This window comes from Thermosyntropha tengcongensis (genome assembly GCF_055381335.1).
This window is the reverse complement of record NZ_AP042437.1, coordinates 1,717,360-1,732,852: the sequence shown is the minus strand read 5'-3', so window position 1 is coordinate 1,732,852 and position 15,493 is coordinate 1,717,360. Positions and strand designations below refer to the sequence as shown.

Annotated in this window: 15 protein-coding genes and 6 tRNA genes; 9 read left to right on the top strand and 12 right to left on the bottom strand. The window is 40.3% G+C overall.

Annotated features, from left to right (window positions below; genetic code table 11):
- Positions 1 to 11: 11 nt before the first annotated feature.
- Both hisF and hisIE read left to right on the top strand, forming a co-directional pair.
- Entirely contained in the window at positions 12 to 770 is a 759-nt protein-coding gene (gene hisF / locus ACZ42E_RS08300) for an imidazole glycerol phosphate synthase subunit HisF (RefSeq protein ID WP_464891867.1), read from the top strand.
- A complete protein-coding gene (gene hisIE / locus ACZ42E_RS08295; protein WP_464891866.1) occupies positions 767 to 1,417 on the top strand; it encodes a bifunctional phosphoribosyl-AMP cyclohydrolase/phosphoribosyl-ATP diphosphatase HisIE in 651 nt (216 codons plus the stop codon). The genes hisF and hisIE overlap by 4 nt, the downstream gene beginning before the upstream one ends.
- Before the next feature lie 21 nt (positions 1,418 to 1,438).
- Here the strand turns inward: hisIE and ACZ42E_RS08290 are convergent, their stop codons facing one another.
- Both ACZ42E_RS08290 and ACZ42E_RS08285 read right to left on the bottom strand, forming a co-directional pair.
- Positions 1,439 to 2,254, bottom strand: a complete 816-nt coding sequence (locus ACZ42E_RS08290) for a response regulator (RefSeq protein WP_464891865.1) — start codon at positions 2,252 to 2,254, stop codon at positions 1,439 to 1,441.
- A 120-nt stretch (positions 2,255 to 2,374) separates the two neighbouring features.
- The gene (locus tag ACZ42E_RS08285) at positions 2,375 to 4,300 is read right to left on the bottom strand and encodes a beta-propeller domain-containing protein (RefSeq protein WP_464891864.1); all 1,926 of its coding nucleotides are present in this window, start codon (positions 4,298 to 4,300) and stop codon (positions 2,375 to 2,377) included.
- 236 nt (positions 4,301 to 4,536) lie between these two features.
- Here ACZ42E_RS08285 and ACZ42E_RS08280 point away from each other — a divergent pair, with 236 nt between their 5' ends.
- Positions 4,537 to 4,767 (top strand): YkuS family protein, encoded by a 231-nt coding sequence (locus ACZ42E_RS08280; protein ID WP_464891863.1) that lies wholly within the window; start codon positions 4,537 to 4,539, stop codon positions 4,765 to 4,767.
- Positions 4,768 to 4,812: 45 nt separating this feature from the next.
- Here ACZ42E_RS08280 and ACZ42E_RS08275 read toward each other — a convergent pair.
- Positions 4,813 to 4,896, bottom strand: a tRNA-Leu gene (locus tag ACZ42E_RS08275).
- Positions 4,897 to 5,084: 188 nt separating this feature from the next.
- On the opposite strand from ACZ42E_RS08275, the gene allB reads away from it, so the two are divergent.
- Both allB and ACZ42E_RS08265 read left to right on the top strand, forming a co-directional pair.
- Positions 5,085 to 6,515 (top strand): allantoinase AllB, encoded by a 1,431-nt coding sequence (gene allB, locus ACZ42E_RS08270; RefSeq protein ID WP_464891862.1) that lies wholly within the window; start codon positions 5,085 to 5,087, stop codon positions 6,513 to 6,515.
- Between the two features lie 28 nt (positions 6,516 to 6,543).
- Positions 6,544 to 7,104: a cysteine hydrolase family protein gene (locus ACZ42E_RS08265; RefSeq protein WP_073093345.1), complete on the top strand. Its 561-nt coding sequence runs from the start codon at positions 6,544 to 6,546 to the stop codon at positions 7,102 to 7,104.
- Between the two features lie 49 nt (positions 7,105 to 7,153).
- Here the strand turns inward: ACZ42E_RS08265 and ACZ42E_RS08260 are convergent, their stop codons facing one another.
- The 3 genes from ACZ42E_RS08260 to ACZ42E_RS08250 form a co-directional block, all read right to left on the bottom strand.
- Positions 7,154 to 8,128 (bottom strand): GGDEF domain-containing protein, encoded by a 975-nt coding sequence (locus ACZ42E_RS08260; RefSeq protein WP_464891861.1) that lies wholly within the window; start codon positions 8,126 to 8,128, stop codon positions 7,154 to 7,156.
- Positions 8,129 to 8,262: 134 nt separating this feature from the next.
- Positions 8,263 to 9,420, bottom strand: coding sequence for a DNA polymerase IV (locus tag ACZ42E_RS08255; RefSeq protein WP_464891860.1), 1,158 nt, complete (start codon positions 9,418 to 9,420; stop codon positions 8,263 to 8,265).
- Between the two features lie 72 nt (positions 9,421 to 9,492).
- Positions 9,493 to 10,296 (bottom strand): N-acyl homoserine lactonase family protein, encoded by an 804-nt coding sequence (locus ACZ42E_RS08250; RefSeq protein WP_464891859.1) that lies wholly within the window; start codon positions 10,294 to 10,296, stop codon positions 9,493 to 9,495.
- 482 nt (positions 10,297 to 10,778) lie between these two features.
- On the opposite strand from ACZ42E_RS08250, the gene ACZ42E_RS08245 reads away from it, so the two are divergent.
- The gene (locus ACZ42E_RS08245) at positions 10,779 to 11,636 is read left to right on the top strand and encodes a methyl-accepting chemotaxis protein (RefSeq protein WP_464891858.1); all 858 of its coding nucleotides are present in this window, start codon (positions 10,779 to 10,781) and stop codon (positions 11,634 to 11,636) included.
- Positions 11,637 to 11,763: 127 nt separating this feature from the next.
- A complete protein-coding gene (locus ACZ42E_RS08240; protein WP_464891857.1) occupies positions 11,764 to 12,834 on the top strand; it encodes a glycosyltransferase in 1,071 nt (356 codons plus the stop codon).
- Between the two features lie 221 nt (positions 12,835 to 13,055).
- On the opposite strand, the gene ACZ42E_RS08235 is transcribed toward ACZ42E_RS08240, so the two are convergent.
- The 5 genes from ACZ42E_RS08235 to ACZ42E_RS08215 form a co-directional block, all read right to left on the bottom strand.
- A tRNA-Lys gene (locus ACZ42E_RS08235) sits at positions 13,056 to 13,131 on the bottom strand.
- Positions 13,132 to 13,142: 11 nt separating this feature from the next.
- Positions 13,143 to 13,217: transfer RNA gene (locus tag ACZ42E_RS08230), tRNA-Gln, on the bottom strand.
- Positions 13,218 to 13,266: 49 nt separating this feature from the next.
- A tRNA-His gene (locus ACZ42E_RS08225) sits at positions 13,267 to 13,343 on the bottom strand.
- A gap of 6 nt (positions 13,344 to 13,349) precedes the next feature.
- A tRNA-Arg gene (locus ACZ42E_RS08220) sits at positions 13,350 to 13,426 on the bottom strand.
- A 7-nt stretch (positions 13,427 to 13,433) separates the two neighbouring features.
- Positions 13,434 to 13,507: transfer RNA gene (locus tag ACZ42E_RS08215), tRNA-Gly, on the bottom strand.
- Between the two features lie 314 nt (positions 13,508 to 13,821).
- On the opposite strand from ACZ42E_RS08215, the gene ACZ42E_RS08210 reads away from it, so the two are divergent.
- The gene (locus ACZ42E_RS08210; protein ID WP_464891856.1) at positions 13,822 to 14,001 is read left to right on the top strand and encodes a hypothetical protein; all 180 of its coding nucleotides are present in this window, start codon (positions 13,822 to 13,824) and stop codon (positions 13,999 to 14,001) included.
- 53 nt (positions 14,002 to 14,054) lie between these two features.
- Here the strand turns inward: ACZ42E_RS08210 and ACZ42E_RS08205 are convergent, their stop codons facing one another.
- Complete coding sequence (locus ACZ42E_RS08205; RefSeq protein WP_464891855.1) at positions 14,055 to 14,636, bottom strand: superoxide dismutase; 582 nt, start codon at positions 14,634 to 14,636, stop codon at positions 14,055 to 14,057.
- Positions 14,637 to 14,859: 223 nt separating this feature from the next.
- Between ACZ42E_RS08205 and prxU the strand changes: the two genes are divergently transcribed.
- Positions 14,860 to 15,453 carry a thioredoxin-dependent peroxiredoxin gene (gene prxU, locus ACZ42E_RS08200; RefSeq protein ID WP_464891854.1) on the top strand — a complete coding sequence of 198 codons (594 nt, stop codon included), beginning with the start codon at positions 14,860 to 14,862 and terminating at the stop codon, positions 15,451 to 15,453.
- The last annotated feature ends 40 nt before the right edge of the window (positions 15,454 to 15,493 follow it).

The window sequence follows — 15,493 nt, the reverse complement described above, 5'->3', positions numbered from 1 at the left end:
AGGGGTTTTAAATGTTGGCCAAAAGAATAATTCCCTGCCTGGATGTCCATGAAGGAAGGGTAGTAAAAGGGGTTAATTTTGTAAACCTGAGGGATGCTGGCGATCCGGTCGAACTGGCTTCCTTTTATGACAGAGAAGGGGCTGATGAGCTGGTATTCCTGGATATAAGCGCTTCCCATGAAGGAAGGAAAACTATGATAGATGTCGTAAGGCGTACAGCCAGGGAGGTTTTTATTCCTTTTGCTGTAGGGGGCGGGATACGGAATATTGATGATATACGGGAGATGCTGAAGGCAGGTGCTGACAAGGTTTCCATAAATTCTGCCGCTGTTAAGGAACCCGGTTTAATTACTGAAGGAGCAAGGAAGTTCGGCAGCCAGTGTATAGTGGTAGCTATCGATGCGCGTAAGGCAGGGGAAGAAAGATGGGAAGTATACATAAATGGAGGGAGAATTCCCACCGGGATTGATGCGGTAGAATGGGCAAAGAAAGCAGAAAAGCTGGGAGCCGGGGAGATACTCCTTACCAGTATGGACAAGGATGGGACCAGGGATGGTTATGACCTTGATCTTACCCGGGCCATAAGTGAAAATACAGGCATCCCGGTTATCGCGTCCGGGGGAGCGGGAAATCTTGAACACCTGTATGAAGGATTGGTAAAGGGCATGGCTGATGCAGTTCTGTGCGCTTCTATTTTTCATTACCGGGAGTATACGATAAGACAGGCCAAAGATTATCTGAAAGCTAAAGGGGTGCCGATAAGAGTATGATGGAGGACTTGAAATTTGACAGCAATGGACTTATTCCTGCCATAATTCAGGATTATAAAACAGGACAGGTTTTAATGATGGCTTACATGAATGAGGAAGCTCTAAAAAAGACAGTAGAAACAAAAAAAACCTGGTTTTATTCCCGCAGCCGGCAGAAGCTTTGGATGAAAGGGGAAGAGTCCGGGCATGTGCAGGAGGTAAAGGAGATACGCTATGACTGTGATGCAGACGCGTTGTTGATAAAGGTGGAGCAGACGGGTGTAGCCTGCCATACCGGGCATTATTCCTGCTTTTACCGGGATATAGAGGGAAGAGAAGTGGAAGAAAAGGTTCTAAACGAGGAGAATATTTATGCATTGGGGAAAGAGGGACCTTCTATCCTGCTGGAACTGTATGAAGTGATAAAGAACAGGAAACAGGAAATGCCGGAAGGTTCTTATACCGCCTATCTTTTCAGCAAGGGAATAGATAAAATCCTTAAAAAAGTAGGGGAAGAAACGGCAGAAGTTATAATTGCTGCCAAAAATCCGGATAAAGGGGAAACCATCTACGAAATAGCTGATCTTTTTTATCACCTGCTGGTGCTGATGGTGGAAAAAGGGGTAGAATTGAGTGAGGTATTTGGTGAATTGAGGAAAAGAAGGTGAAAAGCCGGGGCATCCCGGCTTTTATATATTTTTTAGAAGTACCAAAAGACCTTCGCTTATAGGCTTTAGTATATAACTGTCTACTCCTATGGCGGTTGCTTTTTGAACAGTTGCTCTATCAGCTATGCTGGTGAATATTACAACTTTTGTATTTATTTTTTGTTGGCGTATTTCTTTTAATACCTCTATTCCATCTATACCAGGCATAACAATGTCTAAGAGGATGATTTCCGGTGGTGGATTGTTTTTAAGATATTGCAGGCATTCTTCCCCACTGCTTAAAGTCCCTAATACGTTAAACCCTGCTTGTGTAAGGGTATCGCGTGCGGTTTGCCGCAAAAGAGGACTGTCATCGACTATGAGGATAGAACGTGGCTTAGTTTCCTGTAAAGAAAGAGAAAGCCTTATCTGGACATTATGGTCTTTTACGTTAAATATTAGAGAGGTTAAAGGATACGACATTTGCAAATATACGGATGAACCACTTATTACGGTAGGCGGTGTTAAATCAATTTTTTTCTGGACTTCATACATGCGGGTAGCAGCTCCTCCAGCTGCCACATTGAGGAATTCTTTTAAGGCGCTTAATGATATTTCGTCTAATGAAGATAAAGTCATTCCGCCCATCATGAGGCTGGCGGTTTTAAGAGCCGTTTCTTCTGTAAAACTCAATACTGCATGCCCGTAAACATCGCCAGTTATGCCAAGCATAATGTGCAGGGAGGCATCTGAAGGCATAGTGGTGAGTGATTCTGTTTTGGAAAGCTGACAGTCAGCATTTAGCAGCATAGATGCTGTATAGAGCATTGATTGAGCGAAAAATTCCAGAATTTGCATAATATATCCTTCCCTCGTATTAGCGATTATATTAAAAATTATATCTTAAAATTTAATGTTATAGGTATAAAAAAATTAAGCCAGCATTATCTGTTTTTTATGCTGGCTTTTTTTATTAATTTAATAATTTTTTATTTTTAAGGTTTGTATATTTTGCAAGGTATTCATGTTGTGGGATTTTATTATTGCTGGTGATATTGTATAAAGATAATTGCCTATATACATGATGCGCTGGATGTTTTTATGGCTTTCATACCAAGAGTCCCCTGCTTTCAGGTAGTCTTCTTTTTCCAGGTGGGTGATGGTGCCTTTGAGTTTAAGCCCTGTCTTTAAGTCTATGGTGTATATATATGCCCCCTGGAAAGAGAAGCTGCCGTACGGGGGTATTTCCTGGTCAGGATTTTGTTTTTGCTCTGGTTTTATCTTCATTACTGTAACCGGAAATGCTAATATATTTTTTTCTTTGGAAAAGAGCAGGGCTTTGTGATTATGAAGAAGTTCAGATTCAGTTCCTCGATCGCCGATTATGACTTTGCTTTTTTCTACTGGATTATTTACATCACTTACATCAAAAATGGCTATTTTCATCCCCTGGTAGAAAGCCTGGCCTTTTATTTCCACGGTATCTTTACCAAAGCCTATGATATGGTTCTGGTCATAAGGGTGCAGATAATCACTGTAGCCGGGTATTTTTAACTGGCCTAAAATTTTTGGTTTTTGGGGATTTTTAAGATCGATAACAAAGAACGGGTCTACATTGCGAAAAGTAACCATATAAGCACGTTCCCCCATGAAGCGGGCAGAATAAATCTTTTCTCTGGGGGCTATGCCTTCCAGTTTGCCTATAAGTTTCAAGTCTTTATCAAGTATATAGATGTTGTTTTTTGAGGTATATTCGTTTTCTTTCCATATATCCCCACTGGTGGTGGCTATGCGAAAAGTTTCCTTATATTCATCCATGGAAAACTGGTTTAAAATGCGCCCCTTTACTTCACCTTTTCCGGTATAGACTGCCCTGCCATTTTGAAGGGCAAATTTATAGATTAAAGTTTTGCTTTCCTCTTCAGCTGGCTGGCTGGAATCCTTCATTATGCGGTATACGGGTTCTTTGCTAAGGACAATGTACAGATTGCTGGGTGAGGCATATATGTTTTCACTGTATCCCAGGTAAGCGTTTACTTCCGCGGTATTAGAAGTATCGTCCAGATTAAAGCCTGCCACTACCAGATAGGAGGTAGAGATATTGTCCGGGAAATAGCGTATTTTTTCGCACGGCACTTCTTTGAAATCCTTGCTGTTTTTGTCATTGGTATCCCTGTAGGCTGGAAGTTCCACTTCTTTTATCCCCTGATACCAGTAAAAATGATGGTTGGCAACCAGATACACGGAGTTTTCTATCCGGCGGGAAGACAAAAGATAGCCCTTTATTTCTACTTCTCTGGTTTTTTGGGGATGGTAAGGATTTTTTATATTGTAAACTATGGCTTTGGTAGTAACTGTATTAAAATAAGGAGGACATATCTGCACCCGGGCATAAGGAGCAGGTATTATCTGGTCCGGCGGCAGGCAGCTGCTGGTACCCAGAACTACCAGGTAGTCTTTCCCCAGATATATTTCTCCAGGGGCAAAATTAGGGTCGTCAAATTTTATTCTGGAAACCAGGGACATATCATTGGCAGGTACTGCCTTTACTATGTCTATTTCTTCTGTATTGACATAATAGATATATTTCCCGTCAGTTTTTACTATATCTGCTTCATCTACCCCTGCTACTTGAATATTGGTGGCTGAATAGTCAGAGGTTCCTTCGTTTTTAGTTTCCGGCAGGGCGGTTTTAGCCTGCCCGTCGGCGTAAAGGGTGCGTATGGGCATAGAAAGTGAAGAATTTTCCAGAAGATTGATTAATTTGGCCATGCTTCCTATTTTGGGAAGATCTCTGTCTGCATAATTTTGCTTTTCCTTGGCGCATAATATTTGTCCTCCAGCTAAAAATAAGGTCAAAAGAAAAACTATAAACAACGGGATACGAATTTTTTTGGCTTTCATTTTTTTTCCCTCCTTTTGCCCATTTATACGCAGGAGGGATTAAAAATCTTACACATTTATTTTACAGGGTGGATTTATGAGATACATTAAAAACATTTTAAGCGGTATTATATTAGCTTTACTTGCAGGGATAGTCCTGTATTTTTTTATACTGTGGAGGTTTAATCTGTAAGAAGAATAAATGTCCTGGATAAAAGCATAATAGATAAAAGATAAATTGTTTAAGGAGGGAAAAGGTGAAGAAGGTAATTGCTGTTGAGGATAGTTTAAATGAGGTAAAAGATTTTTTGTCATCCAAAGGCTGTTATGTTGTTGATGCAAGTGAAGTAAAGAAAGAAAAAGTAGACGCTTTTGTCATAGCTGGCAACAGTGATTTGAGTTCGAGCCGGGAAGCGATGCAGAAAAGCCTGGTTATAAATGTAAATGGCAAAACCATGGAGGAACTGTGGGCAGAAATCGATAGCTAGACAAAAAGGAGGCTTTTTGCCTCCTTATATTTTTTATTTGATTTATGGTGCGGATGAAGGGATTCGAACCCCCACGGATGAACCGCCAGATCCTAAGTCTGGTGCGTCTGCCAATTCCGCCACATCCGCATGAGATTTGGTACAAAGATATTATACCTTGATATACTTACTATTTCAACTTTCTTTTTGGCCAATATTAGAAAAAAATTACATCAAAAACAAAATATACCTGAAAAAACTCTGCAAAAAAAATTAAACCGGGAGAAAAACTAAAACTAGTTTTATTAACAATTTTATATTATGAAGGGGTTGAAAATATGCTTGATACCATAGTCAAAAATGCCATGATTCCCCAGGGTGATGAACTGGTCAGGGCCAACATTCTGGTGGAAGATGGCAAAATAGTGGGGATTACCCGTAAAGAATTTGAAGCCAGAAATGTTATTGATGCGGAAGGTAATATGGTATTGCCTGGATGTATTGATTCCCATACCCATTTTATGGATCCTGGCTTTACTCACCGGGAAACATTTACTACTGGCTGCCGGGCAGCTGCTTATGGAGGGATTACTACTGTTATAGACATGCCCTGCTGCAGTGTCCCTTCTGTTAGAGGCGTGCCGGAAATGGAACATAAGCTGGAGGCTATACAGCCCCAGGCTCTTATTGATTTTGCTCTCTGGGGAGGAGTAACTGGTGAAGATGTGAGAGAAGAAAAGCATTTCCGCATAGTAAGAGAGCAGGCTGATGCCGGGGTAGTTGCCTTTAAGGTTTATATGACTCCTTCAGTTCCTTCTTATCCCCGGGTTACAGACCCGGAAATGCTGGAAACCTTCAAAGCAGTAGCGGAAACCGGCCTTCCAGTAGGGATTCATGCTGAAAATTTTTCCATGACTGATTTTTATACCCAGAAGTTTATCCGCGAAGGGAGATTGGATGCACCAGCCTGGGCAGAAGCAAGGTCGATTTTGGCTGAAAAGGTAGCTATCGAACTGGGGATAAGCTTTGCTGAAGAAGTAGGCGCAAGGCTGCATATTGTGCATATGAGTACCGGTATAGGGGCTCAGCTGGTGGGAGAAGCCAAAATGCGCGGTCTGGATGTGACTTCCGAAACTTGTCCTCACTATTTGGTATTGAACTACAAAGATGCCATGAGTGAATATGGCGCCTTTGCCAAAATAGCTCCTCCTTTGCGTACTGAAGAGGATAATGAAATGCTGTGGGAAGGATTGAGAGATGGCAGTGTAGATTTTATTGCCACTGACCATGCCCCTTATGAAATAGAAACCGAAAAAGCTAAACCAGGTATGACTATATGGACAGCCTTCCCTGGCATACCAGGAGTAGAGACTATGGTACCGATTATGGTGAGTGAAGGTTATAACAAAGGAAGGCTTACCCTTTCGCAGCTGGTTGATGTTTTAAGCCGTAATGCAGCTATCCATTATGGGCTTTATCCTAAAAAAGGAGCCATGTTTATAGGTTCCGACGCTGATTTTACAGTTATTGATGTGGACAGGGAATGGGTAATCAATAAAGAAGATCAGCAGAGTATGGCAAAATATACTCCCCTGCACGGCATGAAGCTTAAGGGGAAGGTAGTAAAAACCATTGTCAGAGGGAAAGTAGTTTTTGATGAAAAGAAAGGTATACTGGTTAATCCGGGATATGGACAATTTATAAAGAGGCAGACTATAAGCAAGCTGGATAAGGTAATAAGGTTTTCTTCAATAAATGATGTTTTTTAAAAAATAAAAATTTAAGGAGGTAGTTTTTATGCCGGAAAGACATTGTATAACTATTATTGATATGTTAAATGACTTTATAGGACCTAAAGCACCTTTAAGATGTCCTGGAGGGGAAGCTATTGTCCCTAATCTGCAGAGGCTGGTAAAATGGGCTCATGAACATGAAAATGTGCGTGTAGTTTTTGTACAGGAAGCACATCGCAAGAATGATGCTGATTTTAAGGTAAGGCCTGTCCATGCTATAAAAGGGACCTGGGGATCTGATTTTATTCCTGAGCTTAGGCCAGATGAGGAAAAAGGGGACTACATTGTACAAAAAAGAAGACACAGTGCTTTTGCCTATACTGATTTAGATTTGTACCTGCGGGAAGAAGGCTGTGATACTGTAGTAGTTACCGGAGTTTGGACCAATGTATGCTGCCGTTCAACTGCTTCGGATGCTCTGTACCGTGCCTACAAGGTTATTGTTATAAGCGACTGCAATGCTTCAGCTACTGAAGAAATGCATCAGTCAGGCTTGAGAGATATGGCTTTGTTTGCTGAGGTCATTACCCTGGATGAATATATGAAGAAATATGATTATCTATAAATTAAAATAAAAATTTAAGGGCCTTTGTGAACTGGCAAAGGCCCTTTTATTATGATTTTTTTTCGGCATACATGCGTTTATCGGCCAGTTCTACCAGCAGATAAGGATTGTCAGCTTCATCAGGATATACAGCTGTTCCTATGGATACACTTCTAAAATAACCCAGATTTATGATAGCTTTGCGCAAACGTTCGACTATATTTTGACAGAGGTTATACCCAATCTCGGGCAGTATAATGGCGAATTCATCCCCGCCATAACGGAATACCATGTCAGAATCCCGCAGATTTAATAGTATAGAATTGGCTACGTCTTTTAAAGCTTGATCTCCGACCAGATGCCCTTTTTCATCATTTAACTTTTTGAAATCGTCAAGATCTATCATTATAAGGCTGAAGCTTTTTATAGGGCTATTGGAAGATGTTAGAACATGAAGGACTTCGAAAAAAATTTTATGTGTAAAAAGCCCGGTTAAACCGTCTTTGGAAGCAGCTGATGTCAATGTCCTGAGTTCGTCATATATAAGCATGTTGGCAAATATGGCTATGAGGGATATGGTAGCTGATAAATGCAGAAAAGTTTTTATATGTAGGCCGGTTAAAATCCCCAAAAGGGAAATTATTCCCCAGTTCAGGGCAACTGCTTTTAATAATTTTTGCCGGGAAGGATGTACGGCAAAAATTAGCAAAGGCAGTGCAAATCCGAATATAAAAGGAGATTCCAGGCCTCCGGAAAAATAACATAATATAAATACTATGGTATTATCACTCAAAGCAGTAGCCAGATTAGGATATGAAAGCACAGGATGAAGAGGCGGGAAGATTAAAATTATTCCTGCGTATATTATCAGAGAAGCTATAATAAACAGAAATTTTATATCGTAGGCAGGTTCAATTAACAGGTATAGAAACAGGCCTATAATCAGAACCATTAATCTTAACCTGGCTATAAGTTTCTCTTTATGCAGTTTATTTTTTTCCTGCCATATTAATTTCAGATTATTTTCCATATTTTTTATATCCATAAGGTGTACCGCCTCAATTAAGATATACATACAGGTGAAGTGAAGATTATTTTAGAACACAGGTCAAAAATATGCAAGAACAATTTCCAGATAACTTCCAGAACAGGGCTAAATTATCATTATGCAGATGGTTTTCAATTTATGTTACTGTTTTTTAAAAGGCTGGCTGGCATTATTTTGGCTGCCGGAAATCTGGTTTTCAATTCATCCAGTGTTTTATCAAGATTATCGGATTTAAAATCGAATAAAGAGGGCTGTTCTATAATACTGCTTGAAAGATTGCTGCTTTTTATACCGATAAGCCTTATTTTTTTGCCTTTTGTATCTATTTTTTTCATAAGACTACTGGCTATTTCAAATATAACCAGATTTTTATCAACTGGATATTCCAGAGTTTGGCTTTTGCTTAAGGTAGTAAAATCAGACAGGCGGAGCTTAAGGGTTATGGTTTGGGCCTGCAGCTTTTCTTTGCGCAGCCTTTCTCCTAATTCAATACTCAGTTTAAGCAGGATTTTACTTATTTCTTCAATATTACCTGTATCTGCTGGGAGGGTTATTTCCTGGCTGATAGATTTGGTTTCCTGATAAGGCTCAACCGGTCGGCTGTCTTCTCCTCTGGCCAGCTGCAAGATGAAATCGGTACTGGAGCCCAGGATTTTATTTAATATGGTTTTTTCTGTTTTAAGAAGGTCTCTGATAGTATATATACCTATATTATTAAGATTTTGGGCGGTTTTGGGGCCTATCCCCCATATTTTTTGTACTGGCAGGGAAGGAAGAAGGTTTTGTACCATATCAGGCGTAAACATGAGAAGGCCGTCTGGTTTAGACAGGTCGCTGGCAAGCTTTGCCAGGAACTTGTTGGGAGCTATGCCTATCGATATTTTTATTCCTACCTTTTCCCATACCTCCTGTTTTATTTTTAAGGCTATGTTGTATGAAGAGCCGAACAGATGGTGACAGCCGCTGACGTCTAAAAAAGCTTCATCAATAGATAATTTTTCTATAAGCGGGGTAAAACTGGCCAGGATGGAAAAGACCTGCCTGGAAACCCCGGCATATTTTTTCATATCAGGCCTTATAAATATCCCTGTGGGACATAGGCGGTAAGCTTCTGAGATCGGCATGGCAGAGCGTACTCCATATTTTCTTGCCTCATATGAACAGGTGGCTACTACACCTCTGTTCCCGGGAAGGGCTCCTATAATTACCGGTTTTCCCTGTAGAGAAGGATTATCGCGCTGTTCTACAGATGCATAAAAGGCATCCAGGTCACAATGCAGTATATCCACTTCTCATCTCTCCGAACATTTGTTTTATAAATTATATTATAAGTATAAAACAGATAAAATGAAGACTTATTTTTAAAAAGAAGGCTTTTCCTTGAGAAGGTGGATATCATGAGCATTAAAGACATACCTGCATTCAGCTTTTATCCTGGCAAGTGGTTCTGCCGTCGGAACAGGAAGCTCAAGAACCTGCCTGGACAGGAGAAAGTTTTTAATTTTTTCCCGGGTATCCGAAGGCCAGAATTTGTCTTTTCCGCTACCCTGCCGGTATTTTTCCCACAATTCTTCGGGGATGTTTTTCCACCATTCACCATAGTCAAATAAGGCGTCTCCCAGGAGAGCAACTTTGCCTTTTTCGGTATCGATGGTTACCACCTGGTGGCCGGGGGTATGTATTCCTGTTAGATAAACTTTTATGCCAGGGAGTATTTCACAATGGCCATTTACCAGCTCAAAACGGGATAAAGCTGGCATAAAATGGCGGGCAAAAAAGCCGGTTTCTGCATATAAAGGCAGGTTTATGAGTTCTTTTACTTCCATGGCCTGCACAAAAATTTTGGCTTCAGGGAAGTGAGGGATTCCTCCAGTATGGTCCCAGTGGAGGTGGGTTTGAATTATGGCTGAAACATCTTTTGGGTATATGCCTTGCTCATATAAAGCATTCACCAGCTCTTCTTCCGGGTTTCTTTCATAGGTTGATCTGGAACCGGGAAGAGACGAGGGTTCAAATCCGGTATCTACCAGTATATTTTCTCCTTCCGGACTTTTTAGCAGGAATACAAAGCTGGGTATTTTTATGCTTTTTTTGAAAAAATTTTTACCGCTGGCCAGTGTTATTATAAAAAAACCATTAAATACAGGAATTAATTTATATTTCATAAATATTAACCTCCGGTTTAATTGTATTAATATAGAATATATTGCAGGCAAAACTGAAATATTTATAATTTGGATATACTATTTTAATATTAAATTTACCTGCTTAAAAATAAAAAAACTGAAGGAAGTATGCGGCCTTCCCCCAGTTAAAGATTTTTTAGGTTAAATCTTCCCAATCGCTGTTTTGGTCTATAATTTCGTAATAGTCGCTATTTAGCGAATCTTTTATGAGTGGGTTGTTGCAGATTATATCCTGTAGATAAGCTACTCTTTTGCGGGAATTATTGTCCTTTTCTATAGTTCATCACCTCCTGTACCTAGTTTACCCTGGTTTTAAGTTTATATTAGGCTGAATTTACAGAATATAAAGATTATCTTGCTTTTCTATACTGTTTTTAAATTTTTGTTATAATGTATATAAAAGATGGGACAGTAGGGGTACAGGAGGGAAATATTTTAAATATTGCCAGGGGGTGGAGAAAATGATTAATGTAGCAATTGTTGGGTTAGGAGCCGGAGGAACATCGGTTTTAAAAGCTTTACAGGGAATAAGCCAGGTCAGGGTACTGGGAGTATGTGATGTAAATGAAAGGGCTCCAGGAGCTATACTGGCACGTGAAAAAGGGATTCCGTTTTATACAGATATAAACCGCATACTTGACTTATCAGGGGTTAATGTTATTATTGAGGCGACAGGGAATCCTAAGGTAGAGCAAATCATATATGAAAACAAAAAGGAAAATGTGGCGGTAGTTGATTCCCATGGTGCGGATCTTATGATGACTATGGTGGAAGCCAGGGAAGAAATGATAAGGAAATTGCATGATGAAGCGCGGAGATTGGCTGATATGGCATCTGAAATGACAGCCACCATGCAGAATGTAAGCAGGATAGTGGAAGAAGTAGCCAATTTTGCTCAGGAAGTAGCCAATGGAGGCCAGACTCTGCTGGAACTGGGCAATTTGGCTTCTATGCATCTGGGAGAAACGGGAGAAGTGTTAAATATTATAAATAATACTGCCAAACAGACCAAGCTCTTAGGTTTTAATGCAGCTATTGAAGCAGCCAGAAGTGGTGAGCACGGCAAAGGTTTTGCGGTAGTGGCTGATGAAGTGCGCAAACTGGCTGAAAACAGCTCGGCTTCAGTGCAGAGGATTTCCAGTATACTGGGTAATATAGAGGATTCGGTGAAGAAAATTACCAAAGGGGTTACAACTGCTGCTCAGGTAGTACAAAAGCAGGCGGATTTAACCCAGTCGGTTTTTGCTAATATAGAACAGCTGGAGGCTATGGCAGAAGAGCTTGACAGAATGGCCCATAATTTGGCTAACCTGGGTTAAATGGAAGGCCGTCTTGAGAATTTGCTTAAGACGGTTTTTTTTAATTTTATGATTTTTATGTTTTAAGATTATAATAACTTAAATACTACAATTTATATATGTCAGGCTGCTTTTAAGGGGGCTTAAAATGTTTGAAGAATACAGCATGCTGAATAAAGGGGTAGTACTTATAACCCCTTTTTATTACCAGCAAAGAGGCAATAGGGTTACTGCTTCCCGTTTGCTGGAAGGATATATAAAAAGCGGCATTAAAGCTGATCTGGTTTCCCTGGATGACGAAGGATGGGTTACAAAGATAAAAAATATTTTATCAAAAAATGACATACAGGTTTTACATGGATTTAATATCCGTTATATGGCAAAAGCTTTAGAAAAAATGCCAGCCTTAAGGGAATGGCCGCTTTTGCTTACTCTTACCGGAACAGATATAAACCTGGACATGAAAAGGGAGAAAAACAGCGATTTTGCTTCCATATTAGATTGGGCTTCTTATATTGTGGTTTTTCAGCCTTATTTTGCCGATATGCTGACGGAAATTTACCCTGATACAGCGAATAAAATTAAGGTTATTCCTCAAGGGGTAAAAATACCTCATGTGGAGGGCAAAACCAGAAAGGATATAAACTGGGGTGATAAGGAAATAATTTTTATTCTGCCCAGTGGAATAAGGCCGGTAAAAAATATTATGCTGGCTGTAGATGCCTTAAAGGAAGTTTACCCGGTATATTCCGATGTAAGGTTAGTTTTGGCAGGGCCGGTTATTGATAGAGGCTATGGAGAAAAGGTTTTTAAGGCTATAAAAGGGCATAAATGGATAAGATATCTGGGTGAGATTGAACATGATAATATCGGCGATTATTTGGCCTTGAGCGATGTGGTTATAAACTGTTCTCTATCGGAAGGCCAGCCGCAGGCAGCTTTGGAAGCTATGGGGCTGGGAAAGCCTGCTGTATTAACAAGAGTGCCAGGCAATCTGGGGGTAATAGAGGATAAAAAAGAAGGGCTGTATGTGAACGGTATTGATGATTTAATAAGGGCAGCTAAATTTTTGATTGAAAATCCCGAAGAGAGAAAAAGAATGGGCAAGAGAGCAGAGATACTGGTTAAGAATAAATACAGGCCAGAATGGGAAATAAGGCAGTATATACAGCTGATTAAGAAAATAAGCAGCCAGGAAGCAGAACAGCGGAGGTTTTGATTCGTTCATAAAAACCGGCTGGAAAAATAAGATGGCCGCAAACTGTTAATAGAATGATTGCGAACTAAAAAAGTGAAAGGAAGTAGAATTCAAGCAGGGCATGAAATTTTGCAAAAAATATAAAAATCGTCTTCAGTTTAAACTGAAGACAATTTTTTAAGAGCATCTGATTATTATATTTTTTACCTTGTGCCCAAAAGCACAAGGCTGATTTTTCAAGATGGTGGGTCATCCGCGACTCGAACGCGGGACACCCTGATTAAAAGTCAGGTGCTCTGCCAACTGAGCTAATGACCCATGCATTAAACTGGCTGGGGTGGCTGGATTCGAACCAACGAATGACGGAGTCAAAGTCCGTTGCCTTACCGCTTGGCTACACCCCAACGGTACGCATTATATCAACTTTCACCTGGGGTTGTCAAGGGTAATTTATGGGGTGGATGATGGGACTCGAACCCACGACCCCCAGAGCCACAATCTGGTGCTCTGACCAGCTGAGCTACATCCACCACGAATGGCGTCCCCGGGAGGATTCGAACCCCCGACCTACGGATTAGAAGTCCGTTGCTCTATCCAGCTGAGCTACAGGGACATAAAAATGGAGCGGGTGAAGGGAATCGAACCCTCGCAACCAGCTTGGAAGGCTGGGGCTCTACCATTGAGCTACACCCGCCCGCAAGGAGTATTATACTACGTCTAAATTATAAATGCAAGAGAATTTTAAAAAATTTTTTAGATCCTGTAGAGTGTCCATAAAATCAGGTATGGACAAGGTATTATTTTTTGACAAGCTTTAAGCAATAGATTAAATTATATAACACAATATAACATAAAAAGCCTTAACTGGCTATAGAGGAGGTAAAAACTATGAAGGTAGTGGGAATAGAAAAAGAGGCCCATCGTTTTATACTGGATAATGGAGGAGCGGTAGTAGTAGATATTATATACCAGCCGTGTTCGTGAGCTCCTCCTCAGCCGATGAGGTCCGTGAAGTTAGGCCGACCTCAAGAAAATGAGAAATTTGTTTTAAATATAATTGATGGTGTGCATGTCTATATTTCTGAATACTTCAGCCAGTCTAAAGGAAAAGACCAAAAAATAGGCCTCAGGCATCTTTACTGGGGAGATGATCTTTACCTCCTGGATGCAGAGCAGGAAACCCCATAATTATATTATTGTGGAAAAGCAGGAGGAAAAAACTTTAATCCTCCTTGCTTTTTTTATTCTTGAAAATTATCCTCTACAAAGTCCCAGTTTATTATGTCCCACAGCTTTTCTACATAAGAGGCGCGTGCATTGCGGTAATCAATATAGTAGGCATGTTCCCACACATCAAAGGTTAAAAGCGGTTTTTGCCCTTTTACAATAGGGGTGTCTGCATTGCTGGTACTTTCAATATAAAGGTTCCCTTTTTCATCTTTAACCAGCCATACCCAGCCGGAACCGAATAGTGAAACAGCAGCTTTGCTGAATTCTTCTTTGAATTTTTCAAAACTTTCCCACTTCTGGTTTATAGCTTCCAGAAGCTTGCCGGAAGGTTGGCCTTTGCTGTTTGGAGTTAAACAGTTCCAGTAAAAAGTATGGTTAAATACCTGAGCAGCATTGTTAAATAGAGGGCCTGAGGAGCGAAGTATTATTTCCTCCAGGGTTAAGTTTTCCATGGGAGTGTCTTTAATCAGGCTGTTGAGGTTGTTTACATAGGTCTGGTGGTGTTTCCCGTAGTGATACTCAATAGTTTCCCGGGAAATTACTGGTTCCAGTGCATTCATTTCATAAGGTAGAGGGGGAAGCAGATATGCCATGCTAATGCCTCCTTTTTCTTGGGTAGTAAAAATTTTCTATATTGAGATTATAATATATGAAAATTATAAATACAATGGGATATCAGATGGAATATAAAAATAAGTTATTTAATGGATGCTTTATGCTAATATTTTGCCTTTTTTTCATAATTTTTACTTTTCAATGTGCGAAAATGATAAAATATAGTTATACAAAAATACAAAAAAAGAAGGAGGGCATGGCATGCTGGTAACCAGAAAAGCTCCTGATTTTGAAGCAGATGCTTTTTATCAGGGAAAAATTGTTAAAGTAAAGCTGTCTGACTATCGTGGAAAATGGGTAGTTCTTTGTTTTTATCCGGGAGATTTTACCTTTGTATGACCTACCGAGCTTTCACACATAGCTGTAAGCTATGATAAACTCAAAGCTCTTGGGGTAGAAGTCCTGGCAGCAAGTGTAGACAGTGTGTTTTCCCATAAAGTATGGAATGAAACTGAGCTTTCCAGGATGGTGGATGGAGGAATACCTTTCCCGATGCTGTCGGATAGAGGAGGACGCATAGGGAGTTTATATGGCGTGTATGATGAGGAAGCTGGTGTGGATATAAGGGGAAGATTTTTGATTGATCCAGATGGAGTAATTCAGGCAGCTGAAATTTTGGCGCCGCCGGTGGGAAGAAATCCAGAGGAACTCTTGAGGCAGATAAAGGCCTTCCAGCATCATAAAAATACCGGTGAAGTAATGCCCTCAGGCTGGCAGGAAGGAGATCCTACCTTGAAGCCTTCTACTGATTTGGCTGGCAAAGTTTGGGAAGTATGGCAGCCTCCCAAAGCTTAAAACCGCTTTTTATCCTTCTTGACAGGAATTTATTATAAAT